Source organism: Klebsiella sp. ZJOU C1 (assembly GCF_035620215.1).
Taxonomy (GTDB): Bacteria; Pseudomonadota; Gammaproteobacteria; order Enterobacterales; family Enterobacteriaceae; genus Klebsiella; species Klebsiella variicola.
In genome coordinates, this window is the sequence record NZ_CP141644.1 from 2,221,712 (window position 1) to 2,244,761 (window position 23,050).

At 59.7% G+C, this 23,050-nt stretch carries 21 protein-coding genes; 6 read left to right on the forward strand and 15 right to left on the reverse strand.

Going from position 1 to position 23,050, the window contains the following annotated elements; translation table 11 throughout:
• Positions 1 to 92 precede the first annotated feature (92 nt).
• Together pyrF and yciH are read left to right on the forward strand one after the other, a co-directional pair.
• The gene (gene pyrF, locus SPE70_RS10515; protein WP_012542046.1) at positions 93 to 830 is read left to right on the forward strand and encodes an orotidine-5'-phosphate decarboxylase; all 738 of its coding nucleotides are present in this window, start codon (positions 93 to 95) and stop codon (positions 828 to 830) included.
• A complete protein-coding gene (gene yciH / locus SPE70_RS10520) occupies positions 830 to 1,156 on the forward strand; it encodes a stress response translation initiation inhibitor YciH (RefSeq protein ID WP_063106095.1) in 327 nt (108 codons plus the stop codon). Before pyrF ends, yciH begins: the two co-directional genes overlap by 1 nt.
• Positions 1,157 to 1,285: 129 nt before the next feature.
• Here the strand turns inward: yciH and osmB are convergent, their stop codons facing one another.
• The 7 genes from osmB to SPE70_RS10555 form a co-directional block, all read right to left on the reverse strand.
• Positions 1,286 to 1,504, reverse strand: coding sequence for an osmotically-inducible lipoprotein OsmB (gene osmB, locus SPE70_RS10525; protein ID WP_002901783.1), 219 nt, complete (start codon positions 1,502 to 1,504; stop codon positions 1,286 to 1,288).
• Positions 1,505 to 1,777: 273 nt separating this feature from the next.
• The gene (locus SPE70_RS10530; RefSeq protein WP_008807793.1) at positions 1,778 to 2,527 is read right to left on the reverse strand and encodes a DNA-binding transcriptional regulator YciT; all 750 of its coding nucleotides are present in this window, start codon (positions 2,525 to 2,527) and stop codon (positions 1,778 to 1,780) included.
• Positions 2,528 to 2,598: 71 nt separating this feature from the next.
• Positions 2,599 to 2,778, reverse strand: a complete 180-nt coding sequence (locus tag SPE70_RS10535; protein WP_012542045.1) for a protein YciZ/DeoL — start codon at positions 2,776 to 2,778, stop codon at positions 2,599 to 2,601.
• A gap of 158 nt (positions 2,779 to 2,936) precedes the next feature.
• A complete protein-coding gene (locus SPE70_RS10540; RefSeq protein WP_063106096.1) occupies positions 2,937 to 4,871 on the reverse strand; it encodes an exoribonuclease II in 1,935 nt (644 codons plus the stop codon).
• A gap of 81 nt (positions 4,872 to 4,952) precedes the next feature.
• Positions 4,953 to 6,110 (reverse strand): carboxymuconolactone decarboxylase family protein, encoded by a 1,158-nt coding sequence (locus SPE70_RS10545; RefSeq protein ID WP_012542042.1) that lies wholly within the window; start codon positions 6,108 to 6,110, stop codon positions 4,953 to 4,955.
• Between the two features lie 190 nt (positions 6,111 to 6,300).
• Complete coding sequence (gene fabI, locus SPE70_RS10550; RefSeq protein ID WP_064170168.1) at positions 6,301 to 7,089, reverse strand: enoyl-ACP reductase FabI; 789 nt, start codon at positions 7,087 to 7,089, stop codon at positions 6,301 to 6,303.
• 199 nt (positions 7,090 to 7,288) lie between these two features.
• A complete protein-coding gene (locus tag SPE70_RS10555) occupies positions 7,289 to 7,831 on the reverse strand; it encodes a HutD/Ves family protein (RefSeq protein WP_063106167.1) in 543 nt (180 codons plus the stop codon).
• A gap of 247 nt (positions 7,832 to 8,078) precedes the next feature.
• On the opposite strand from SPE70_RS10555, the gene SPE70_RS10560 reads away from it, so the two are divergent.
• On the forward strand, positions 8,079 to 9,458 hold the full coding sequence (locus SPE70_RS10560; RefSeq protein WP_063106097.1) for a purine-cytosine permease family protein: 1,380 nt from the start codon (positions 8,079 to 8,081) through the stop codon (positions 9,456 to 9,458).
• Positions 9,459 to 9,502: 44 nt separating this feature from the next.
• Here SPE70_RS10560 and sapF read toward each other — a convergent pair whose 3' ends face one another.
• From sapF to SPE70_RS10590, 6 genes are all read right to left on the reverse strand, one after another.
• Positions 9,503 to 10,312: a putrescine export ABC transporter ATP-binding protein SapF gene (gene sapF, locus SPE70_RS10565; RefSeq protein ID WP_004140269.1), complete on the reverse strand. Its 810-nt coding sequence runs from the start codon at positions 10,310 to 10,312 to the stop codon at positions 9,503 to 9,505.
• A gap of 1 nt (position 10,313) precedes the next feature.
• Complete coding sequence (gene sapD, locus SPE70_RS10570; RefSeq protein WP_008807804.1) at positions 10,314 to 11,306, reverse strand: putrescine export ABC transporter ATP-binding protein SapD; 993 nt, start codon at positions 11,304 to 11,306, stop codon at positions 10,314 to 10,316.
• Positions 11,306 to 12,196, reverse strand: coding sequence for a putrescine export ABC transporter permease SapC (gene sapC, locus SPE70_RS10575; protein ID WP_008807805.1), 891 nt, complete (start codon positions 12,194 to 12,196; stop codon positions 11,306 to 11,308). Before sapC ends, sapD begins: the two co-directional genes overlap by 1 nt.
• Entirely contained in the window at positions 12,183 to 13,148 is a 966-nt protein-coding gene (gene sapB, locus SPE70_RS10580) for a putrescine export ABC transporter permease SapB (protein WP_008805241.1), read from the reverse strand. The genes sapC and sapB overlap by 14 nt, the downstream gene beginning before the upstream one ends.
• Positions 13,145 to 14,788, reverse strand: a complete 1,644-nt coding sequence (gene sapA, locus SPE70_RS10585; protein WP_012542027.1) for an ABC transporter substrate-binding protein SapA — start codon at positions 14,786 to 14,788, stop codon at positions 13,145 to 13,147. The genes sapB and sapA overlap by 4 nt, the downstream gene beginning before the upstream one ends.
• Positions 14,789 to 15,121: 333 nt before the next feature.
• Positions 15,122 to 16,030 (reverse strand): SDR family oxidoreductase, encoded by a 909-nt coding sequence (locus tag SPE70_RS10590; RefSeq protein ID WP_162499979.1) that lies wholly within the window; start codon positions 16,028 to 16,030, stop codon positions 15,122 to 15,124.
• A 107-nt stretch (positions 16,031 to 16,137) separates the two neighbouring features.
• On the opposite strand from SPE70_RS10590, the gene SPE70_RS10595 reads away from it, so the two are divergent.
• Positions 16,138 to 16,980 carry a helix-turn-helix transcriptional regulator gene (locus SPE70_RS10595; RefSeq protein WP_008805238.1) on the forward strand — a complete coding sequence of 281 codons (843 nt, stop codon included), beginning with the start codon at positions 16,138 to 16,140 and terminating at the stop codon, positions 16,978 to 16,980.
• On the opposite strand, the gene SPE70_RS10600 is transcribed toward SPE70_RS10595, so the two are convergent.
• Positions 16,935 to 19,268, reverse strand: a complete 2,334-nt coding sequence (locus tag SPE70_RS10600; protein ID WP_064170166.1) for a helix-turn-helix domain-containing protein — start codon at positions 19,266 to 19,268, stop codon at positions 16,935 to 16,937. The two genes, SPE70_RS10595 and SPE70_RS10600, sit on opposite strands and share 46 nt — an antisense overlap.
• Before the next feature lie 171 nt (positions 19,269 to 19,439).
• Between SPE70_RS10600 and SPE70_RS10605 the strand changes: the two genes are divergently transcribed.
• The gene (locus SPE70_RS10605) at positions 19,440 to 20,609 is read left to right on the forward strand and encodes a M20 aminoacylase family protein (RefSeq protein ID WP_008805236.1); all 1,170 of its coding nucleotides are present in this window, start codon (positions 19,440 to 19,442) and stop codon (positions 20,607 to 20,609) included.
• Positions 20,610 to 20,634: 25 nt separating this feature from the next.
• Positions 20,635 to 22,026 carry an MFS transporter gene (locus SPE70_RS10610; protein WP_008805235.1) on the forward strand — a complete coding sequence of 464 codons (1,392 nt, stop codon included), beginning with the start codon at positions 20,635 to 20,637 and terminating at the stop codon, positions 22,024 to 22,026.
• Here the strand turns inward: SPE70_RS10610 and pspF are convergent.
• Entirely contained in the window at positions 22,017 to 23,006 is a 990-nt protein-coding gene (pspF, locus tag SPE70_RS10615; RefSeq protein WP_008805234.1) for a phage shock protein operon transcriptional activator, read from the reverse strand. The genes SPE70_RS10610 and pspF overlap by 10 nt on opposite strands.
• Positions 23,007 to 23,050 lie beyond the last annotated feature (44 nt).

Here is a 23,050-nt window from a genome sequence, read left to right on the forward strand (position 1 = left end):
GCAGCCTGTTATTTTGTTAGCATCACAGGTAGAATGCTGCCCGTTTACCTTTTTTGCGCCGCCCTGGCGCCCATCAACACTAAGGTCTGGTCATGACGTCTACAGCTATCACATCTTCCCGCGCTGTCACATCCTCTCCCGTTGTGGTTGCGCTCGACTATGATAATCGCGATAAAGCGCTGGCATTTGTCGACCGCATCGACCCGCGAGACTGCCGCCTGAAGGTGGGCAAAGAGATGTTCACCCTGTTGGGCCCGCAGTTTGTTCGCGATCTGCACCAGCGCGGGTTCGAGGTGTTCCTTGACCTTAAGTTTCACGATATCCCCAATACCACGGCCCGCGCGGTGGCGGCGGCGGCCGAACTCGGCGTATGGATGGTGAATGTCCATGCCTCCGGCGGCGCGCGGATGATGACCGCCGCGCGTGAAGCGCTGCTGCCGTTTGGTAAAGAGGCTCCGCTGCTGATCGCCGTCACCGTACTCACCAGCATGGAGGCCAGCGACCTGCAGGATCTGGGCATTACCTTATCCCCGGCTGATTACGCGGCGAAGCTGGCAGCGCTGACCCAACGCTGTGGTCTTGACGGGGTCGTGTGCTCAGCTCAGGAGGCGGTGCGCTTCAAACAGGAGATGGGGCAGGCGTTTAAGCTGGTGACCCCGGGGATCCGTCCGCAGGGGAGCGAGGCCGGGGATCAGCGGCGGATTATGACTCCCGAGCAGGCCCAGGCGGCGGGGGTGGATTATATGGTTATTGGTCGCCCGGTCACTCAGTCGGCCGATCCTGCCGCAACGCTGCGGGCGATCAACGTCTCGTTGTCAAAGGAGGCATAATGAGCGATTCCAATAGCCGCCTGGTCTACTCTACGGAAACCGGGCGTATCGACGAAGCGAAACCGGCGCCGGTGCGGCCTAAAGGCGATGGTATTGTCCGTATTCAGCGCCAGACCAGCGGTCGCAAGGGCAAAGGCGTGTGCCTGATTAGCGGCATCGATGCTGACGATGCCGCGCTGAACGCCCTGGCTACAGAGCTGAAAAAGAAATGTGGCTGCGGCGGTGCGGTGAAAGATGGCGTGATCGAGATCCAGGGTGACAAACGGGATTTGCTCAAATCGCTGCTCGAGGCGAAAGGAATGAAGGTTAAGTTAGCCGGTGGCTGAGTGCTATTTCGGCAATAATTAAAGTAATGCTGAAATAACAAGGCCGCGGTGAATGCCGCGGCCTTGAATGATTTAACGTGCGTAAGTCAATTCGTGTGAATTATTCTTTTATTTCGTCAGGTAATTATATTATTTGCCAACCTGGTGACCAATAATACCACCGACCGCCGCGCCACCCAGGGTTCCGAGTGCGCTACCGTCAGTTAACACCGCACCACCGATGGCGCCGGCGCCAGCACCGATAGCGGTGTTACGGTCGCGTTTAGACATGTTAGAACAAGCGCTCAGAGACATTGCTACAGTGACAGCCAGAACGACGGCAGCCATTTTTTTGCTCGTTGAAGTCATCATTTTTTTCTCCTGAATAATCTATTCATGGATACTACGCTCCTTTAAGCATAGCCTGAAATAGCAGCTTTAGGGCAATTCCATGAAGTTAGGGTGCGCAGGTGTCACGAAAATCACGCAGGTGATAGTCACTTCCTGTTATATCGCTAATAATAATTTTACTTTTTTTTAAATGTATCGTCAGGTAAAAAATCTTAATTAGCAGCTCGGAATACTCTCAGAGCGTAATATCGCCCCGAATGGCGCATTGGCATGGCTCGGGGCGGGTAAAGATCAGACGTATGGCACGATATCGACGGTCAGGCCGCTGTGCAGTAACTGGTCGCGGCAGGCGGCCGGCAGGCGATCGTCGGTAATAACGCGGTTAAAGCGCCCGGCGGGACCGAGGGGATAGGGATGAACCGCGCTGAATTTCGAGCTGTCGCTGAGAATAATCGCTTCACAGTGCTTTTCCAGCACGGCGTTAACCACATCCGCACGCATCATATCGCGACCGGTAAAGCCGGTTTCTGCCTGCCAGCCATCGATCCCGATGAAGGCTTTGCTGAAATGCACCTGCTGGATGAACTGGCGGGTCAGCGGGCCCACCATGCTTTCACTGCGTTTCTGGTAAATCCCGCCCAGCAGGATCACCTCTCCCGGCGTCTCTTTCAGCAGATGGGCGATATAGCTGCTGACGGTTATGATGGTGATATCGCCGCGTTCGGCGAGGGTGCGCGCCAGCAGGGCGTTGCTGCTGCCGTTTTCGATGAATACCGTTTCGCCGGCGCTTACCAGCGCCGCCGCCCGGCTGGCCAGTTCACGTTTAATGGCGAAATGGGTCATCATGCGGGTTTCAACATCTTCACTGTCCAGTGGGACTGCATAGCCATGGGTGCGGCGCAAATAGCTCTGCTTTTCCAGCAGATTCAGATCCTGGCGAATGGTGACCTCTGAGACACCGGTCATCTTCGCCAGATCGGCGACGCTCATCCGGCCTTTATCAATGACCACTTGCAAAATACTTTGTTGTCGGGCGTTCATAGCAACATCACTGTTAGGGGGCTATATGGCGAGCAACCGGTATGAGTCACCGGTTGCGGCATGGGCGATAATCAGATTTCCCAGGGAGCCTTGGGCTGGTTTTTTTGCTCAGCGTCGTCCGCCGCCAGTGCCAGCAGCTCCGCTTTGAGGATTTCCAGATTATGGATCGCTGAGTGGTAATCACCGGCAACCAGAATATCCAGCACGGTATCGATACGTTGGGCGAGCAGGTGGGCATTCACATCTGACATGGCATTATCCTGGTAACAAAAACGAATGAAATCAATGATGCTAAAAATGGATGAAAAAGAGAAGCGAAAAAAACGCACAACCTTAATCGGTGCGACGGAAATAGCAGGATGGAGAGGAAAGAAGCAGCGGTTCCCGGAGGAACCGCTGTGAAGAGGCGTCAGACTGCCGGACGCGCAATAATGCTGCGAGTTTCCATGCGGACTTCGGCGATGGTGACATCGATAACGTCAGTCACTTTGTAGACCACCTCACCCTTGATCTGCACGGTGCCGTTCTCCTGGCTGCACACCAGTTCGTCGCGAACGGCGTGGAGGAAGGGGGCCGGAATAAAGGCGACCGCGCCATTGTCCACCAGGCGCACGCGCATCCCGCCGCGGCTGATGTCGATGATCTCCGCCGCAAAACGGGTATCGGTCCCGGCTTTATCGTTGAGGAAACGGGCATACAGCCAGTCGGCGACGTCGCGCTCTGCCATCCGGTTAAGACGACGGCGCTCCGCCATCTGTACGGTGGCATCATCCTGCGGGCGCGCAATGGTCTCGCCTTTGATGATGGCCTTCAGCAGACGGTGGTTGATCATGTCGCCATATTTACGGATCGGCGAGGTCCAGGTGGCATAGGCCTCAAGGCCGAGGCCAAAGTGCGGGCCTGGCTCGGTGCTGATTTCCGCAAACGACTGGAAGCGGCGGATGCGGCTGTCGAGGAATCCGGTCGGCTGGGCGTCCAGTTCCCGGCGCAGCTTGCAGAACCCTTCCAGCGTCAGCACCTCCGTCGGGTCGACGTGCACGTCGTGGGTTTTCAGCAGCGCCGCCAGCTGTTCGGTATTCGCCGGGTCGAAGCCGGTATGGACGTTATAAACGCCGAAGCCGAGCTTGTCGCGCAGAACGCGGGCGGCACAGATGTTGGCGGCGATCATCGACTCTTCGACAATACGGTTGGCAATGCGACGTGGTTCCGCGACGATATCCAGCACTTCGCCTTTTTCGCCAAGAACGAAACGGTAGTCCGGACGGTCTTTGAACACCAGCGCATGGGTCTGACGCCATTCGCTACGACGCTGGCACACGTCCTTCAACAGTTTAATTTGCTGCGCGATCGCGTCGCTGCCCGGCTGCCAGCTGCCGCGGCCTTCCAGCCAGTCAGAGACATCGTCATAGGCCAGCTTGGCTTTCGACTCGATGGTGGCGGCAAAGAATTCGATGTTGTCTTCGATGGTGCCATCGGCCTCCAGAGTCATCTGGCAGGCCAGCACCGGGCGCACTTCGTTAGCGCGCAGGGAGCACAGGTCGTCTGACAGCTCGCGGGGCAGCATCGGAATATTGAAGCCCGGCAGATAGTTGGTAAAGGCGCGCACTTTTGCGGCCTTATCCAGCTTGCTACCTTCGGCAATCCAGGCGGTCGGGTCAGCAATGGCGACCGTCAGCAGCAGTTTGCCATCAGCAGTGGATTCGACGTACAACGCATCGTCCATATCTTCGGTGCTGGCGCTGTCGATAGTGACGAAGTCGAGAGCGGTTAAATCGCGGCGCGTCAGCCCTTCATCGAGCATTTCCGTGGCCACGCCGTCCGGCGCTTCTTTTTCGAGGTTATGGCGCGCCAGGGTTACCCACCAGGGGACGAAGTGATCGTCGCTGAAGGTGATGAACTGGGTCAGCTCCGCGTAAAACCCGCGGTCGCCTTTTAACGGATGACGGCGCATCTCGGCGACGGCCCAGTCACCCTGTTTGAAATCATGCTCAACGCCACGGGCGGCGCGGCAGGGAATGGCATCTTTCAGCAGCGGATGGTCAGGAACGATAGCGAGGCGATCGTCTTTCTTCTGGACTTTACCGACGAAACGGGTCAGGAACGGCTCAACCAGGGTTTCTGGTTCGGCGCTTTCGCGATCTTTTTCAGAATGGATCACCGCGACGATACGGTCGCCATGCATCACTTTTTTCATCTGCGGCGGCGGAATGAAGTAGCTCTTCTGAGCGTCCACTTCGAGGAAGCCAAAGCCCTTTTCCGTGCCCTTAACGACCCCTTCCGCGCGCGGCGTCTGGGAATGCAGTTGCTGTTTAAGCTGCGCTAGCAGCGGGTTATCCTGAAACATAATTAGGTATTTTCGTGGCTAAAAGAGCGGCTGACATTTTTACGCGAATATGCCTGCCGCAGCAAGCGCTGTTTCAGCAATTTACGTCTGCTGACGCACATTGCCGAGGGCGATTTTCAGACGATTCATCCATCCGCACAGCCCGCTCCAGGTCAACAGATCGATCGCTTGTTCCGCAGAGAGTCCATATTCCGCGAGGGGCGTTAACTGGGCGGCGCTAAACCGGTCCGGCGAGCGGGTTAACAGCTGCACCGCGGTCACGAGAGACCGGGACTGAGGATGCTGCTGGAGCCAGTGATGGAGGGCCTGGTCGCCCTCCCGCAGATGACTGGCGAACTCCTCTTCACCCTGCCAGTGGGGGAGCCAGGCGTCAAAACAGGTGGGGCTGCCATTGGTGCGCGCCGCGAGTAAGGCGACCTGCGGGCCAAAGGTATCATCCGTGCTGAGCTGGCGGATCAAGGTCTCCAGAGGCGTGAACAACGGTGGGTCGCAGGCCAGCAGTGGGGCCAGCTCACCCAGACCGGGCAGCGACTGCCAGCCGGCGATGCGCCGCTGGCGCTCATCATCGGCATACTGCAGATCGGGATCCTCAAGGTCGCTCTGCCACTCTCCTGGTGGCGCGGTGAACAGTTCGGCAGGGGCCTCCTCTTGCTGAGGCATGCCGGGGATCCAGCGCACCGGATAGCCCAGCGCCGCCTGCAGGACGGCAATCGCCCGGGCCTGGAAGCCCACGAAACCGATAATCTGGTTGATCAGGATAATATCCCGGCTGGTTAAACCCACTTCGTCCAGCTGGCTGCGCGAGAGGGCGTTAATGACGGAGGGCGAACTGGCGAGCTGACGAGCATACTGAGTGATCTGCGCCAGGCGACGGTTGCTCTCGCGCGAAGAGTCAGGGCCAGGGAGGGGAGCCAGGCGGGCGGCATAGTGGTTACACAACCGCTGGACACCATAAACCTGGGCGACAGTCAGCGCGGTGCTCAGGCGATCGTAGGCGGTAAAGGTCTGCAGGCGACTCACCGCCACCTGGTCGGGAAACAACCGCTCTGCCAGCTGGCGAGCGGGGTGCAGCCAGCCTGCGTGGATGTGTAGCCAGGCTTCCGGCAGCGTCAGGTCCAGCAAAAAGCGGTCTTCAACATGGGCGGCTTCAGGGACAAGCGGTAGAACATCCACCGGGCAGATTGTTGACTGGGTTTCGTGATACCAGTGGTTTTTGCCATTCACGCGGCGTGGCTCCATGGGCTTTCCTTGTTCGGTATGTGGCGAACCGCCGTTCCGCGGATCGTTTATGCAGAACTATCCTGGCGTAACCCGGAAGCAGGAGAAAATATTGATACGTGCTAACAAATAGCCGATTGGAATAACAGGGGGAGCGTAAGGGATGGGGGGAAGGAAGAACCCTCCTCACCGGGGTGAGGAGGGAAAGAACTTACTTCAGTTCCAGCTCGTTCATGGCGGCGATATTGAACCCGCCGTCAACGTGAACGACTTCACCGGAGATACCCGCGGACAGGTTAGAGCACAGGAAGGCTGCGCTGTTGCCCACATCTTCAATGGTGACGGTGCGACGGATCGGGGTGACCGCTTCGCAGTGCGCCAGCATTTTACGGAAATCTTTAATGCCAGAAGCAGCCAGCGTACGGATCGGACCGGCAGAGATGGCGTTGACGCGAACGCCTTCCGGACCCATGGCGTTAGCCATATAGCGGACGTTAGCTTCCAGAGAGGCTTTGGCCAGACCCATTACGTTGTAGTTCGGGATCGCGCGCTCTGCGCCCAGGTAGGAGAGCGTCAGCAGAGCAGAGCCCGGGTTCAGCATGCTGCGGCAGACTTTGGCCATCGCCACGAAGCTGTAGGCGCTGATGTCGTGCGCGATTTTAAAGCCGTCGCGGGTGACAACGTCAACGTAGTCGCCGTCTAACTGGTCAGCCGGGGCAAAACCGATAGAGTGGACGAAACCATCGAATTTCGGCCAGACTTTTTCCAGCTCGGTGAACAGCGCGGTGATGCTCTCATCTTCAGCAACGTCGCACGGCAGCACAATGTCAGAACCCAGCGCGGCAGCAAATTCTTCTACGCGACCTTTCAGTTTTTCATTCTGATAGGTGAATGCCAGTTCCGCGCCTTCGCGGTGCATTGCTTGCGCAATACCGTAGGCGATGGACAGTTTGCTGGCGACGCCAGTGATCAAAATGCGCTTACCGGAAAGAAAACCCATAGCTTTAATCCTTATCGTTATTGCTTATTTTTACTTTAACAATCATAACGTTAACATTGTTATTTCAAAATAACTCAAATTTAGCCGGGAATTATATCCCACTGACGACCCCTTGTGTCACGATATTTTTCAGCCGCGCCCGCGGCGTGCGGAGCAAAAGCGTATCGCGATAGCTCCAGTATACTCTCTCTTCTGATGATTATTTGAGCGCGATCTCCGCCAGCAGCAGACACCCGTTGGCACTGAGGGGCTGCAGCTCGCCAGGGGATTCACCGCGCCAGCAGAGACCGCTGCCGGCCGCACTTCGCTGCCCGGCCAGATCCCACTCGCCCTGAAGAACATAAGCGACTCCCTCAGTAGCAGGGCGTTGCTGGTCGTTTATCACCTTTACACTCGCCGAGGCACGTCCGCGCTGGGTCATGATATTGAAGTCCAGCCCTGGCTCAACGATCCCGACGCTGGACAGCGCCCATTCGCCGGGGAACGCCCACGGCTGCCAGAGCGTCAGCGGATGGTCGATGTCCCCGCCGCACAGTCGTAGCGGTCGTCCCGCCAGCAGGGTGATCACCCGGTCGACGCCGGGGAAGGGGGAAAAAGGACCATCCGCCTGCAAAGTGGCGATGCTGGCTCGCCAGAGAAAGGGGGCGTCTGGAGCGGGTACGCAGATGATTTCGCGCGTCTCTCCGCCGCCGTTTTTCCACGGCGTGACGGGGAGCGTCGAAAGTTGAAAAGGGACCATCATGGGCAGCATACCTTAGTTAATCGCTTCCGGCGTCAACAATAAGCACCGCCTTGAGCTAGTTTAGTAACTTTCTGTAATACAAATATTTTACATATTCGTCACAAAATGAGAGTGCATGCAAGGCGCTGAGTTGTCAATGCTTGTATATACAAGAACGATTGAGTGAGGTGATATTAATAACTTGAGTGAGGAACCTATGTCTTCGTTTTCGTCTACAGACGGGCAGTCAAAGAGCAATTATGCTGGAATGAGTGAAAGGCGGTCGATTGATTACATCCCGGAAAGCGAACGGCATGGACACCCTTTTAGCCAGTTCACCCTTTGGTTTGGCGGCAATCTGCAAATTACGGCGATTGTCACTGGCGCTTTAGCCGTTGTGCTGGGCGGCGATGTAGTGTGGTCTCTGGTCGGGCTGCTGGTCGGTCAGATGCTGGGGGCGGCGGTGATGTCTCTGCATGCGCTGCAGGGACCGCGACTGGGACTTCCGCAAATGATCCTTAGCCGCGCCCAGTTTGGGGTTTTTGGCGCGGTGGTGCCGCTGGTGCTGGTTTGCGTCATGTATATCGGTTTTTCTGCCAGCGGCACCGTATTGGCCGGGCAGGCAATGGCCAAACTACTGAATATCAGCCACGTAGCCGGGATGCTGATATTCAGTGCGATTATTATCGTTATCGCCGTCCTCGGTTATAAGGTGATCCACAAGCTGGGCAAACTGGCGAGTATCGTCGGAATTCTCGCCTTCGTTTATATGTTCATCACGCTGCTACTTTCGGCCGATCTCAGTGCGCTCGCGCACAATAACCATTTTTCGCTGCCGACGTTTTTATTAGCCGTATCGCTCTCCTCATCGTGGCAGATCGCTTTTTGCCCCTATGTATCCGACTATTCGCGCTACCTGCCACGCGATGTTTCCGCCACGAAAACGTGGTGCTCAGTGTTTTTCGGCACCGTATTGGGCACCCAAACGTCGATGACGCTCGGGGGTCTGACAGCGGCCATTGCCGGCAGCGCGTTCCCTGGTCACGAGGTGAGCTATCTGGTGGGATTAGGTAAGAGTCAGGCGATGGCCATGGTTATCTATTTCGCCATCTGTTTTGGTAAAATTACCTTCACTACCCTCAATGCGTACGGCAGCTTTATGTCGCTGACCACCATTGTTTCCGCCTTCCGCCGGCAAACCGTGCTGTCGCAAAAGTGTCGCATTGCATTCGTGGTGCTGATGGTGACGGCTTCCTGCATTATCGCGTTGCTTAGCGAACCCGCTTTCTTAAAGCATTTCACGCATTTTCTTCTGTTTCTGCTGGCGTTCTTCGTGCCGTGGAGCGCCATCTGTCTGACGGATTATTATCTTATCTCGAAGGGCGCCATCGATATTCCGGCGCTAAGCGACCCGCAGCAACGCTACGGGTTCTGGAACCTGTACGCGATCACCCTGTATATCGTCGGTGTGCTTATCCAGTTGCCGTTCATTGAGAACCCGTTGTTCCATGGTTCGCTCACGTGGATCTTCGCCGGTAACGATGTCTCATGGATAATAGGCTGGTTTGGCACCGGGGTTCTTTACTACGCGCTGCGCCGCTTTGACCGCCGGTCGCTGCCGGCGCAGAGTCTTTTCCCTTCCACCTGAATGACAAGGGCGGCGTGAGGGCCGCCCCTGCCGTCGCCTGCCAGCTATTTCCCGTCTTTGCGCCAGGCGTCGGCGGTGAGGGCTTCACCGAAGTGGCCGGCGATCAGGCGTCGGGTCAGGTCGTGCAGCGGTGAGGCCAGCACATCGGCAGTGCTGCCGCGCTCGACCACTTCGCCGTTATGCATCACCAGCACTTGATCGCTGATGTGCTTCATCATTCCCAGGTGCTGAGTGACATAGATATAGGAGATGCCCTGTTTCTCCTGCAGCTCCAGCATCAGATTGATGAGCTGGGAGCGCATCGACATATCCAGCGAGGCCAACGCCTCATCGCAGACGATGACCTTCGGGCGCAGGATCAGCGCCCGGGCGAGGCCGAGACGCTGCTTCTGCCCGGGCGCCAACATATGGGGGTAATAGCTGACGTGGTCCGGCAGCAGACCGACCATGCGCAGCGTGTCGATAATCTGCTTTTGCCGCGCCTCGGCGTCGAGGTCGGTATTCAGCCGCAGTGGAAAATCGAGGATCTGCGAGATGCGCTGGCGCGGATTCAGTGAGGTCGACGGATCCTGAAAGATCATACGAATCTTCTGGCTGCGGTAGGAGTAGTCCCCGAAAGTCAGCGGATGGTCGTCGATCAACAGCTCGCCGCTGGTGGGTTCCACCATGCCCGCCAGCATCTTGGCGAGGGTGGATTTCCCGGAGCCGTTCTCGCCGATAATCGCCAGCGTCTGGCGTTCACGCAGGGTAAAACTCAGCGGCTTGACGGCCTCCACCGTCTGGCGGTGAAACCAGCCGGTGCGGTAGCGAAAGGTCTTACTGAGTTGGCGAACTTCCAGCAATGTTTCGACCATTTCACTCTTTCTCCATGTTCAGCGGGAAATGACAGGCGTACAGATGGTTGCGCGCCCCGGTAAGACGCGGCGTTTCGATACACTCGCGCTGGGCGTAAGGGCAGCGCGGCCCCAGACGGCAGCCGATGGGCAGCTGCTCCAGCAGAGGGATCGCCCCTGGCAGGGTGTTGAGGCGGCTTTTATGCGGCATGGCGCTGCCAAAATCCGGGATCGCGCGGATTAACGCCTGGGTATAGGGGTGATGCGGCAGGGTGACCAGCTCTTCGCTGGGCCCGCTCTCCACCGTCTGCCCGCAGTACATGACGTTGATTTTATCCGCCCATTTGCTGAGCATCTGCAGATCGTGGCTGATCAGCAAAATGGTGGTGTTGTTGTTCTGATTGAGCCGCGTCAGCAGGCGGATAATCTGCGCCTGAGTCGTTGGCTCCATGGCGTTGGTCGGTTCATCGGCGATCAGTAGGCGCGGCTGGTTGGCCAGGGCGATGGCAATCATCACCTTCTGGCACTCGCCCTCGGTCAACTGATAGGGGAAACTGCGCATGGCATCTTTGTGATCTTTAATGCCGACGCGGTGCAACAGCTCGATGGCCCGGCGCTTACGCCAGCCCAGCCGTTGCCACCAGCGCCCCTTGTAGGTCCAGCCGGGGATACTCTGAATCAGCTGTTGGCCGATGCGCTCAGAGGGATCAAGACAGGACTGCGGCTCCTGAAAAATCATCGACACGTTATGGCCGATCAGTTTCCGCCGCTCGCGGTTCGACAGTCGCAGCAGGTCGATGTCATCGAAGCGCATGCGGTCGGCGGTGACCCGCCAGTTGTCTTTGGTCACCCCGCAGATAGCTTTGGCAATAAGGCTTTTCCCGGAGCCGGATTCGCCCACCAGGCCGCGGATCTCGCCTTCAGTCAGGGTCAGACTGACGCGATCGACGGCTTTCACCCAACCTTCGTTGGTTCTAAATTCGATAGTTAAGTGACGAATATCGAGTAACGGCATTATTGTACCCCGGCAATGATCGCCCGGCGAATACCGTCGCCCAGCAGGTTGACCAGCAGTACGCTGAGCATAATTGCCGCCCCGGGCAGCATCACAGTCCACGGTGCGACATAGATAAGCTCCAGCGCATCGCCCAGCATGGCTCCCCATTCCGGCGAAGGCAGCTGGGCGCCGAGATCAAGAAAGCCCAGCGCGGCAATATCCAGAATAGCCATCGACAGGGCGCGGGTGATCTCGGTCACCAGGCCAGAGGCAATATTGGGCAGAATGGCGAACAGCAGAATGTTCAGCGTCGAGGCTCCATCGAGGCGGGCGGCGATGATGTACTCTTTCTCCAGCTCATCGTGGACCAGGCTGTAGACTGAACGTACCATGCGCGGGAGCAGCGCCAGCCAGACGGCGAACATCGCATGGCTGAGGTGCGGCCCGGCAAAGGCGACGACGATAATCGCCAGCAGCAGCGAGGGAATAGAGAGCAGGGTATCGAGGATATGGTTCATCACTGCCGAGCGCAGGCCGTGAGTCGACCCGGCAATCACGCCCAGCACCAGGCCAAACAGCGTCGCGCCGAGGGTGACGACAAAAGCGCCACCGACGGTTGGCGCCGCGCCGCTCAGCAGCCGGCTCAGCACATCGCGGCCCAGGTCATCGGTTCCCAGGAAGAAGGAGACTTCGCCATAGCGCGACCACGACGGCGGCAGCAACTGATAGCCAAGGAACTGCTGATCGATACCATAGGGGGCGAACCAGCCGCCGAAGACGCAGAGCAGCAGCAGGCCCGCGCAGCCGTACAGGCCGATCATCGCCGTGGTGTCACCATAGAATTTACGCCATACGGTGCGCAGCGCGCCGGGCGGACGCTTTTCCAGATAAACGCTATCGTAGGGCATACCATTCCTTATGTTTCAGCGGGTTAGCCATGGCACCGAGGATATCGGAAATCACGTTGACGATAATGACCAGTGCGCCAATCACCATGACGCCGGCGGAAATCGCCGCGTAGTCCTGCTGGCGGATCGCGTTGATCAGCCAGCGGCCCAGTCCGGGCCAGCTGAACACCATCTCGGTGATCATCGCCAGGGTGAGCATGGTGGAAAACTGCAGGCCGAGGCGCGGGATCACCGGCGGCAGGGCGTTGTGCAGTACATGGCGCAGTAAAATTTTGCGTCGCGACACGCCACGGGTGGCAGCCGCTTTGACATAGTTGGTGTCATACACCTCGCTGGTGCTGATGCGCATCAGGCGGATCACCTCGGTGGTGGGCGCCACCGCCAGGGTCAGCACCGGCAGCACCATATGCCGTGCGGCGCTGACGATCATCTCATGGCGCCATGGCGAGTCCGAGATCCAGGCGTCAATCAGCGCAAAACCGGTGACGGTTTTCACCTCATACAGCAGATCGAAGCGGCCAGAGACCGGAAACCAGCCAAGAGTCAGCGAGAAGAAGAGGGTCAGGAGCAGCGCCAGCCAGAACACCGGGATCGAGAAACCAACCAGCGCGACGGCGCTGATCAGGGTATCAGGCCATTTGTTGCGCATTACGCCGGCGATCATGCCCACCGGAATGCCAATCAGCAGGGCAAAGCCGAAGGCGAGGATGCACAGCTCCATGGTCGCCGGGAACACCTCGCGCAGCTGCTCAGAAATCAACTGGCCGTTAATGCTGGAGACGCCAAAATCCCAGTGCAGCACCCCTTGAAACCAGAACAGCCACGCATTCCACAGGGAGGCGCCCTGTAGCGGCGCATGAGGGGTGAAATAACTCAGGCTGAAGCCGATAAAGGTCAGAAAAAAGAGGGTGACCAGCAGCAACAGCAGACGACGCAGGGTAAAAATAATCATGGTTTTTTCACCTCTTCGGTTTTCTCCCGCGATACGCCAGCGAACGAAGCGTTACCGAAGGGGCTCAGCACGAGGCCTTTCATATCATAGCGATAGGCCTGCAAACGCAGCGAGGAGGCCAGCGGCAGGACCGGCAGTTCGCGGGCGAGGATCCGCTGTGCCTCTTTGTAAGCGTCCATCCGCGAGGAGAGCTGTTGCGAAAGCAGCGCTTTTTGCAGCACGTCATCAAATTCCCGGTTACACCAGTGGGCAAAGTTGGTTTGTGAGGCGATCGCCGCGCAGCTCAGCAGCGGCCGGAAAAAACTGTCCGGATCGTTACTGTCCGTCGCCCAGCCGGAGAGCGTCAGGTCATGGTTCATGTCCATCAGCCGCGCCTCCTGGAAGCGCCCCTCCACCGGCATGATGATCACCTTGACGCCAATCTGCGCCATATCCGCCTGGATCAGCTCCGCCGTTTTCAGCGGGCTGGGGTTCCATGCCTGAGAGCTGGTGGGCACCCACAGCTTGAGGGTCAGATTTTCCAGCCCCAGGGCCTTCAGGCGGGCGCGGGCTTCCTGGGGATTGTACTCAGTAATTTTAGCGTCGTTATCGTAGGCCCACGAGGCGCGCGGTAGCATGGATGCCGCCGTTTCCGCGGTGCCGTAGTAGATGGACTGCATCAGGCGCTGGTTGTTAATAGCCAGCGCCAGCGCATGCCGCACCTCAGGATTGTCCAGCGGCGGCTTGGCGGTGTTGAAGGCCAGCCAGGCAATGTTCATTCCCGGGCGCAGCGTCAGGCGCAGGCGCGGATCGTCGCGCAGGATCGTCAGCTGGCTGGCGGCGGGCCAGGCCAGCACGTCGCATTCCCCGGTGAGCAGTTTCGACAGTCGGCCGGTACCACCGGAGCCGAGGTCCACCACCACCTGCGGCATCAACGGTTTGCCGCGCCAGTAGTCGGGGTGACGCTGCAGGCGGATATATTGCCCGGAGCGGTACTCGGACAACTGGAACGGACCGGTACCGACCGGCTGGCGATCCAGCTGCTCCTGGCGGTCGTCTTTTGTTAAGCGGGCGGCATATTCGGCAGAGGTAATTGACGCATAGTGAGTGGCCAGATGCCAGAGGAACGAGGCGTCCGGCCGCTTGAGGCGAAACTCCACGGTCTGATTATCCAGCTTACGCACACTCTCCACGCTGTCAGCAAACTGCAGACTGTCGAAGTAAGGGAAGCTGCTGCCGTTGACGTTGTGCCACGGATGGTCGCGGTTAAAAATACGGCCAAAAGTAAAAATCACATCATCCGCGTTGAAGTCCCGCGTCGGGGTAAACCATGCCGTGCGTTGAAACGGGACATGGCGGCGCAGGTGGAAGCGGTAGGTGGCGCCGTTATCAAGGACTTCCCAGCTCTCCGCCAGCTCGGGGACCAGCCGGTAGGTATAGGGATCGACGTCAAGCAGACGATCGTAGATCTGAGCGGCCAGCGTATCGACAATCAGGCCGCTGCTGACTTTCTGCGGATTAAAGGTATTCACCTGGCCGCTGACGCAATAGACGAAACCGCTGTCGCGGATATCGGCGCGGTCAGGGAGCACAGGGGCGGCAAAGGCCTGCCCACACAGCAGGGAAACGGCTGCCAGGAGAGATGACAATTTCAGGCGCATATTTTCTGTTTGATTATAGAGTTGAACTCTATCTTATTAAGATTTATAGACATTCACCACCGCCTTCAACAAGCCTGAGGGATAATGCGGTTACCGGGAGCGTATAGTATTCAGTCAATTGATTAAAATAGTAGCGGAACCGAGTCTGTATATTGAAACATGGTAACTTTTTATCGCCGATATCGCCAGTCAGGTCTGTTTGGCCGCGGTTTGCCAGACGATGAAACAGACGCTGACGCCGGGGAGATATATTCAGTATAGCGGGGAGAAAGCAGAGGGACTGACGGGCAGAGGGCGAGCCCGTCAGAAAATTAAACAGAGGGTTTCGCTCGCTTATCGTGACAACGTCACTTTTTGGTAATCCATATTCCGCAGGTCCTCCAGCAGCCCGGGGCCAACCGGCTGCCACTGCAATCGCTCACGGGTCCATGCTGAGCTGGCGCGCAGGTCAAGGGCGGTAAACGGCGCAAACCAGCCGAACCAGGCGTCGACCTGCGACTCATCCAGGTGGGTCAGCGGCAGGTTTAATCCCTGAGCAATTACCGTAGCAATATCGCGTAACGCGATCCCCTCTTCGTCCACCGCATGGTAGCGCTCGCCGGCCGCGCCCTGCAGCAGGGCGCTAACGTACAGTCGCGCGACGTCATTGACATGGGCGGCGGACCAGCGGTTGCTTCCCTCGCCGCGCAGGGCCACCGCCCCGTTGGCGACCGCGCGTTCGATATAGCTGGTCAGTAGCCCCTGGCGCACGGTGTCATGTACCTGCGGCAGGCGAACCACCCGAACATCCACTCCCGCCTCCAGCAGTTGCTGACCGGCGAGCTCAGAGGCGGTGCGCGGGCTGGGGTGCCCTGAGTTGAAGAACGACTCCCGGGCCGGGACGCCGCTCCCGTCGTCGCCCATCAATGTGCCGGAGGTGATGACCAGCGGCCGCGCGCTGCCTTGCAACGCCCGACCCATGGTCAGGATCGCCTGGCGGTCTTTCTCGCAGTTGGCGGCAAAGCGGCTGAAGTCGTGGTCGAAGGCGGTATGGATCACCGCGTCAGCGCCCTCGACGCCAGCCAGTAGCGAGTCCGGGGCGTCCAGCGTGCCGCGGTGCACCTCGACGCCTGCCGCTTTCAGGGTCTGCGCTGCGGTGTCGCTGCGCGCGAGGCCGATAACCTGATGGCCCGACGCCTGCAGGGCCGGAAGAATACGTGAGCCGATAAATCCGCTCGCGCCGGTAAGAAATATACGCATCATGGATCTCCTGAACGGGTTTCAGGCGTATCCTACCTGCGATGTCATACTATAAAAGTAGAGACATTATCGGGGTATAAATTCTAACAGGCAGAACCCACAGGCAGATGATGAACACTTCTGACAACCATGCTTTAGGCGATTTTCTCCGCGCCCGGCGCCAGCGCCTCGATCCGGCGACGTTTGGCTTCCCGGCGGGACGCCGGCGCACGCCGGGGCTGCGCCGCGAAGAGGTCGCGCAGCTCGCCAGTATCAGCCCGACCTGGTATACCTGGCTTGAACAGGGGCGCGGCGGGGCGCCCTCCCGCGAGGTGCTGGAGCGGATCGCCTGCGGTCTGCGGCTGACCACCCCGGAGCGCGAGCATCTGTTTATTCTCGCCTTTGGCCATCCGCCGCAGACGCGTCTGACGGTGACAGATGATATGACGCCGCGGCTGCAGCGGGTGCTTGACGCTTTTACTATTCCGGCGATTATCCGCACCGCCAGCTGGGACGTCATCGCCTGGAACGCGGCGGCGGCCAGGGTGCTGACCGACTACAGCCAGCTACCGCTGGCGGAGCGCAACGTACTGCGTCGCCTGTTTACCCGACCTGAAGCCCGCTGCACGCTGGAGGACTGGCAGACGGTGGGGCAGCTTATCGTCAACGCTTTTCGCGCCGACGTCACCCGGATGGGGGCGACGACGGAAACTGACCAGTTGATCGCTGAACTCACGCAGCAGAGCGTTGAGTTCGCCCGTTTCTGGCAAAGCCATGACGTCGCCGGCCACGGAGAAGGCTATAAGCGCATTCACCATCCGCAGATGGGCCCGCTCGATCTGGAGTTCACCTCTTTTGCCGTGGAAGGCCGCCCCGATCTGTCGCTGCTGGTTTTCAACCCGGCGACGACGGAGAGCCAGCGCAAAATTCACGGATTGCTTGCGGGGGCGGGATCCTCGCCGGGAGCGCGCTGAGGCGTAAATTCGTACAGCGCCAAAGCGTTGCTTTCCAGCGAGTCGACCCGCAGCCAGTGTCCGTCAAGCCGGGCATCTTCCACACTGAGCGCCGGACGAGCCCGATGCATCAACCACTGGTAATCCTCAGCGTCGGGGCCGCTGCGGCTGCGAAAGGCGTCGACCAGCGGGAATAACGCGCCATGATGCTGATCGAACAGGTGCTGTTTGACGCGCCAGCCGCCCTCCAGGCCCTGCAGCCGCACGCTGTAGGGCTGGCTGAAACGCTGGATAAAGGCCGCTTCGCTGGAGAGCCAGGGATTGTAGACCACCGTATTGCGCAGCAGCAGCTGGTAGTGCCCCTGGTGGTGAAGCAACAGCAGGTTTTTATCCTGAAACAGGATCTCGCCGCGCAGCCGCCGCCAGAGCCACAGTACCCAGTAAACCGGGCGAGGCAGCCCGTGCAGATAGTGCAGCGCCAGGCTGGAGGTATCGAGCTTCCCGTTAGCGCGGGCTTCGCCCTGGAGGCCTGAATTTAACCAGAAGCCCGCCAGCCAGACCTGGTCCGCCACCCCCAGCAGATTATCCATCAACAGCGCGCCGCGAAAAAAGCGGCCGTTGGTATCCCGCGTATCGCCGGTCAGGGTATTCCAGGAGAGCAGCCACAGCGGCAGGTTAAGCTGTCGCTGGCGCAGGGCGCTGTGGATCTGCCGCAGCTTGTGCAGCGGATAATGTTCGCTGGAGGCCAGGCGGCTGCTGTCTGCCTGCGCCAGATCCAGTTGTTCGTTGGCATCTGCCTGGCAGGCGAGAAAATCCGCCTCCGCCAGCAGCGGTGAGTGAAACAACGGATCGTTACCGGGATCGCTGGGAGCAAAGCGGTGCCAGATCCCCAGCTGCGGCTGCGGCAGCAGGCGGTGAAGAACCTCGCGCTGCTGGCGCCAGGCCGCCTGGCGGGTCGCTTCGCTGGCCTGCGGCGACCAGTGCCAGACAAAGCGCCAGCTGTTGAGCGTGGCCGGCGGAAAATGGTTGGCGGCGAGCAGCAGAAACCGCTGCAGCAGGTCGCTGCGGGTGGTGACGCCGGTGTGGAGGATCACGTTCCAGCCCATCGCCGCCAGCCAGCTAAAAATCTGCTGCAGGTTATACCAGCAGGCGTAGCCGGCCATCTGCGGATCGTCCCAGCCGGTGCCGAACAGCCGGCTGCTGAGAAAGGGATCGTTGATATCGATGGCATACACCGGCAGGGCGCGGTGCAGCTGCTCCAGTTCCCGGCGCACATCCTCCCGTAGCAGGTCGTCCAGCTCGCGCACGGTCACCACCATCCGGGTATGGCGCAGCACAGCGGCGCGCGCCGGGCGATCGTGCAGGTTGATCTCCCGGGTCTGCGGCGGATTGATCGGCAGCGGGGGACTTTCCCGGTCGCGTGGTTCCGGTTCATTGAGGCGAGCATAGAGCCGGTCGACAGCGACCGGCTGCCAGCGGTCGGCCTGCGGCGGACGCGGTCGGGCAAGCTCCCGGGGATGCTGTTCACGATACTGGCGCGGCGTCACGCCGTGCTGGCGCTTAAACAGATCGCTCATCATACGGGTACTGGCGAACCCCTGTTCGCGGGCGATTTGCTGGGCGGGTTTGCGGGTGGTCAACAACTGATCGGCGGCGTGGCGCAGGCGCAGCGCGGTGAGGTACTGAACAAAACTCACCCCGACTTCTTTGTGAAATAAGCGTGACAGCCAGGCCTCGGAGACAAATTCCGCTGCCGCCACCTCCTGCAACGAGAAGCGGCGCTGATAGTTGGCGTCGATCCGCGCCACCACGCTGGCTATTCGCCGGCTCCAGTTCTCCGCTCCGCGGCGCGGCGTGGAGGCGATGGGCTGGCTGAAGCGCGTGGCCAGCAGGAGCGCTATCTCACTCAGCCAGCGGTTGGCCTCCAGTCGGTAATGGCCGGGATGCTTGACCAGGCCGCTCACCAGCAGCTGGCGCATCAGGCGGCGCAGGCCGTCCTCCGCATCCCGGGTGCGCGGCGTTATCTGATAGTCGACAGCAAAAAAAGCGCTGTCAAGGCGGGTCAGCCAGCTGGCGGAAAGGGTCAGGATCATCACTGCGTTGGTACCGGCGCTGCGCAGACTCCAGCGACGGTTGCGGTTAACGATCGCCAGCTCGTCGGCGGCGAGCGGCTGCGGCACACCTTCCGCCTCCGTCAGATTTACGCTCCCCTCCAGCACCCATAGCAGCGTCAGCTGATCGCCTTCTGTCTGGTTCAACTGACGTACATCGCGCACGGTGACGCTAAAGTCGCCTGAATGCTGCTCCACGTGACACTCCTCCGCAGACAAAAAACAACCCGTTATTTTTTGTCATAACTGATATGTATGAAAAACAGTCATTGATTTCTCGTCAATATAAAACAAAAAAGCGCACCTGAAAGCTGTTTCACCCGCATAAACTCGAAAGTGTCGTGCAAACACAACACAGGAATAACAAAAATGACACATCCGTTGCTTGAAGCCTTGCAGGTCAACGAGGCGCAATTTATTGCCCTGCGTCGCCAGTTCCACCAGCAGCCGGAGATCGGCTTTGAAGAACATCAAACCAGCAATGAGGTCGCTCGACTGCTTGGCGAGTGGGGATACGAGGTTCACCGCGGCCTGGCGGGCACCGGAGTGGTGGGCACGCTGCGCGTCGGCCACGGAAAAAAACGCCTCGGCCTGCGGGCGGATATGGATGCCCTGCCGATGCAGGAGCGGAGCGGGAAGCCGTGGGCAAGCCAGGTTGACGGGCGTTTCCACGGCTGCGGCCATGACGGGCACACCACCACGCTGCTCTACGCGGCTGAATATCTGGCGCGCACCCGCCAGTTTACCGGGACGCTGCAGCTGATTTTCCAGCCCGCGGAAGAGCTGTTGTACGGCGGGCGAGTGATGGTCGAGGACGGTCTGTTTGACCGGTTCCCCTGCGATGCCATCTTCGGCTTGCACAATATGCCGGGTCAGCCGCTGGGCAAGATCGGCCTGCGCGACGGGGCGATGATGGCCTCCTCCGATACGCTGCATATTGAGGTGAAAGGCGTTGGCGGCCACGGCGCGGTACCGGAGCATACCGTGGATGCCACGCTGGTCGCCTGCCATATCACCCTCGCGCTGCAGTCGATCGTCTCGCGGAATATCACCCCGTTCGAACCGGCGGTGGTCACCGTCGGCAGCATCCAGGCCGGACACGCGCCCAATATCATTAACGATCACGTGCTGATGAAGCTCACGGTGCGCACCCTCAATGAGCAGGTGCGCGAGACCGTGCTGCAGCGGATCCATGATATCGCCGTGGCTCAGGCGGAGAGCTTCAACGCCACGGCCACGCTGACGCACGTCAACGGCAGCCCGGTATTGCGTAACGATCCGGCGGCCAACGCGATGGTGCGGGAGGTGGCGACATCGCTGTTTGGCGCAGAGCAGGTGGGCGAGGTGAAGCCGTTTATGGGCAGTGAAGATTTTGCCTTCATGCTGGAACAGCACCCGCATGGCAGCTATTTCACCATCGGCGCTGGCGATGAGCCGGATCGCTGCATGGTCCATAACCCGGGCTATGACTTCAACGACGCGCTGTTGCTGACCGGGGCGGCGCTGTGGTGCGGTCTGGCGGAACACTATTTGCGTTAATCACCGGAAACAGGAGGGCCATGCGATGAGCACTGTCACCGTGAGCGACACCCCCTTTGTCGGCAGCGATCGCCTGCTGGTGGGGATTGTGCTAAGCGTTTTAACCTTCTGGCTGTTTGCCCAGTCGGTGATTAACGTGGTGCCGGCGATGAAAAGCAGTCTTGATATCTCCCTTGAAACCTTAACCCTGGCCGTCAGTCTCAGCGCGCTGTTCAGCGGCTGTTTCGTGGTCGCCAGCGGCGGCCTGGCGGACAAGTTTGGCCGGATGCGGATGACCACCCTCGGACTGGGGCTGAGCATCGTCGGCAGCGCCATGCTGGTGGTCGCTCAGGGGCCGGGGCTGTTCCTGGCCGGCCGGGTGCTACAGGGGCTGTCGGCGGCGTGCATTATGCCGGCGACGCTGGCGCTGATTAAGACCTGGTATGAGGGGCGTGCGCGGCAGCGGGCGGTCAGCTTCTGGGTCATCGGCTCGTGGGGCGGCAGCGGTCTTTGTTCCTTCGTTGGCGGAGCCATTGCCACCGGGCTCGGCTGGCGCTGGATCTTCGTCTTCTCCATTGCCGTCGCTCTGCTGGCGCTGTTTTTGCTGCGCGGCACGCCGGAGAGCCGCAGCGCCAGCGCCAGCCAGCATAAGCTGGACGTCGGCGGTCTGCTGAGCCTGATTGCCGCGCTGGTGCTGGTGAATTTGTTTATCAGCAAGGGCCATGGCTGGGGATGGAGCAGTCCGCTGTCGTTGACCATGCTGGTCGGGGCGCTGGCGGCGGGGGCGGTATTTATCCGCAACGGCATGCGCAAAGGCGAGGCGGCGCTGATTGATTTTGCGCTGTTTCGTAACCGGGCCTACGGCGCGGCAGTGCTGTCGAACTTTCTGCTCAATGGGGCGATTGGCACCATGATGATCGCCAGCATCTGGCTGCAGCAGGGGCACCACCTGACGCCGCTGGAGAGCGGGATGATGACCCTCGGCTATCTGGTGACCGTCCTGGCGATGATCCGGGTGGGCGAGAAGCTGCTGCAGCGCTATGGCGCCCGGCTGCCGATGATGGCCGGGCCGGTGCTGACCGCGATTGCCATCGGCCTGATATCCTGCACTTTTCTCGATAAGGCGCTGTATATCGGGGTGGTGTTCGCCAGCAACGTGCTGTTTGGCCTCGGGCTGGGCTGCTACGCCACACCCTCAACGGATACGGCGGTGGCCAACGCGCCGGAGAACAAAATCGGCGTCGCCTCGGGGATCTACAAGATGGGCAGCTCGCTGGGCGGGGCGATGGGTATTGCCGTGACGGCGTCACTTTTCGCGCTGTTTTTGCCGCTGGGCATGGCCCATGCCGCCCAGTATGCCCTGTGGTTTAACGCCGTCTTATGCCTGGGGGCGATGGCGGTGAGCGCGCTGCTGCTGCCGCGCGCCTCTCACAGCTGATGTTTTTTCAGTAGCGCGCGGAGCTGGTGATAGGTTAACCCCAGCAGCTCCGCCGCCTGCTTCTGATGATACTTCGCCTGCTGCAGACTCCGCTGCAGCAGGCGTTTTTCCTGCTGGAGCTGAAAATCGCGCAGATCCAGCGGCAGAGCGGGCAGCTCGTCCCCGGACGCGGCCTCCGGCACGGAGGCCGCGGTCTGACGGAAAGGGTTGAGGATAATGGCGTCCAGCTCGTGCTCGCTGTCGCCGTGGCGATAGACCGAGCGCTCGACGACATTCTTCAGTTCACGAATATTCCCCGGCCAGCGGTAGCCGAGCAGCGTTGCGGTGGCACGTTCGCTGAAGCCGGGAAACAGCGGCAAACCGAGCTCGCGGCACATCTGAATGGCAAACTGGTTGGCGAGCAGCATGATGTCGCTCTGCCGTTCACGTAGCGGCGGAAGCTGCACCACGTCGAAGGCCAGACGGTCGAGCAGGTCGGCGCGAAAATGGCCTTCTTCCACCATCCGCGGCAGGTCAGCGTTGGTGGCGCACACCAGCCGGACGTTGACCTGCAGCGGCTGGCTGCCGCCCACGCGCTCCAGCTCGCCATATTCAATCACTCTTAACAGCTTCTCCTGCACCAGCATCGGCGCCGTCGCCAGCTCATCAAGAAATAACGTCCCGCCGTCGGCGCGCTCGAAGCGCCCGGGATGGCGCTTGCTGGCCCCGGTGAAGGCCCCGGCTTCGTGGCCGAATAGTTCCGAATCGAGCAAATTGTCGTTCAGCGCCGCGCAGTTCAGCGAGATAAACGGTCCCTGCCAGCGGCTGGAGAGGTAGTGGAGACGGTTAGCGATAAGCTCTTTCCCGGTGCCGCGCTCGCCGATGACCAGCACCGGTTTATCCAGCGGGGCCAGCCGGGAAACCTGTTCCAGCACCTCGAGAAAGCTGTTGGCCTCGCCCAGCAGATTATCCTTGTACTGCGCCATGATGAATTTCGCCATTAAGTAGTGTGATTAACCAGGTGACTGTAGCAATGCCCTGCACA